The organism is Mesorhizobium sp. M5C.F.Ca.IN.020.32.2.1 (genome assembly GCF_004023105.1).
GTDB lineage: Bacteria > Pseudomonadota > Alphaproteobacteria > Rhizobiales > Rhizobiaceae > Mesorhizobium > Mesorhizobium wenxiniae.
This window is the reverse complement of record NZ_RZSX01001133.1, coordinates 1-1675: the sequence shown is the minus strand read 5'-3', so window position 1 is coordinate 1675 and position 1675 is coordinate 1. Positions and strand designations below refer to the sequence as shown.

Annotated in this window: 2 protein-coding genes; one reads left to right on the top strand and one right to left on the bottom strand. The window is 62.9% G+C overall.

All coding sequences use genetic code 11. The features are described 5' to 3' along the window. Positions 1 to 94: 94 nt before the first annotated feature. Positions 95 to 517, top strand: coding sequence for a VOC family protein (locus EOA86_RS33615; RefSeq protein ID WP_127209706.1), 423 nt, complete (start codon positions 95 to 97; stop codon positions 515 to 517). On the opposite strand, the gene EOA86_RS33610 is transcribed toward EOA86_RS33615, so the two are convergent. Next, the coding region (locus EOA86_RS33610; protein WP_128345479.1) for a cobyric acid synthase at positions 514 to 1675 on the bottom strand (1162 nt) is incomplete at its 5' end. The two genes, EOA86_RS33615 and EOA86_RS33610, sit on opposite strands and share 4 nt — an antisense overlap.

Here is a 1675-nt window from a genome sequence, read left to right as displayed (position 1 = left end):
CCCAACGGGCGCGCGCGTGGTAACATTTCTTCAAGACGTTCGAACAGCCTTCGCCCAGACTGGGTTATCGACAATCCAATTGAAGGAGATCGCCATGACAATAAATGTCGAACGGCCAAGGCTCTATCCCACGTTGCGCTACCGCAATGCAGTCAACATGATCGACTGGCTGGGCGAAGCCTTCGGCTTTGCCGTTCATGCCCGCTACGGCGAAGGCGACATTGTCCATCACGCCGAACTGACTTTTGGCTCCTCGATGATCATGCTGGGCACTGCACGCGACGACAAGTTTGGCCAGATGATCGGTGCACCGGGCCCGGGTGGCGGCAGATCGATCTATGTTGCCGTCGACGATGCCGATGCTGCTTATGCCAGAGCCAAAAAGGCTGGCGCCGAAATACTGGAAGAACTGACGGACCGCGATTACGGCAGCCGCGAATTCATCTGCCGCGATCCGGAAGGCAATGTCTGGTCGTTTGGCACCTATTGGCCCAAGGCCACCGAACCCGCCAGCTAACGCGCCAGGCCAAAGATGGCGTCGCAGTCGAGGTGAGTTTCCAACTCGGCTGCGACCTCGTCCAGCGCCCGTTCGACCTCGGCGCGATAGTCGACGCCGCCGCCTTTCACGCCAAGGTTTTCCAGGAATTTCGCCCGAAAAGCGTCGGCGGAAAACAGCCCGTGCAGATAGGTGCCCGATACCTTGCCGTCGGCGGAGATGGCGCCGTCATCGACGCCGTTGATAACGGCGGACGGCCGCAGCGTATCCGGACCGGTGGTGCGGCCGAGATGGATTTCATAGCCCTCGAGCGGCAGGTCGAACTGCACCGAGCGCGCGCTGACATTGCGCACGGTCTTTTCCGGCTCCATCACCGTTTCAACGTCGAGCAGGCCAAGCCCTGTGGTCTCGGTCACGCTGCCCTCGATGCCGTCGGGATCGCGCACGACGTGGCCGAGCATCTGGAACCCGCCGCAAATGCCGACGACGTGGCCGCCGCGCTTGCGGTGGGCGGCAAGGTCGCGGTCCCAGCCGTTCTCGCGGAATCTTAGGAGATCGCCGATCGTCGACTTCGAGCCGGGAATGATCACCAGCCCGGCATCTTCGGGGAGGTGCTGACCAGGCGGCACGAATACCACCTCGACCTGCGGTTCGGCCTTGAGCGGGTCGAGGTCGTCGAAATTGGCGATGCGCGAAAGCATCGGCACGGCGACCTTCAGCGCGCGTTTCTCGCCGGACGCCAGGCGTTCGAGTACCACGGAATCTTCAGATGGCAACCGCGCCGCCGCCTTCAGCCACGGCACGACCCCGAAGCAGCGCCAGCCGGTGAATGTCTCGATCGCCTTGATGCCGTCATCGAACAGCGAGACATCGCCGCGGAACTTGTTGATGAGATAGCCGACGATCATGCGCCGGTCCTCTTCCGGCAGGATCAGATGCGTGCCGGCGACCGAGGCGATCACGCCGCCGCGATCGATGTCGCCGACCAGAATCACCGGCACATTGGCGCGCGTCGCAAAGCCCATATTGGCAATGTCTCGGTTCCTGAGATTGATCTCGGCCGGCGAGCCGGCGCCCTCAACGATGACCAGATCGGCGCCGTCGCCGACCTTTGCCCAGGAGTCCAGCACGGCATCCATCAGCCTGCCCTTCAGCGCCTGGTAGTCGCGTGCCCTCGCC

Coding starts and splice junctions, on each gene's coding strand:
- EOA86_RS33615 (WP_127209706.1), top strand. CDS start 95: ATGACAATAAATGTCGAACGGCCAAGGCTCTATCCCACGTTGCGCTAC.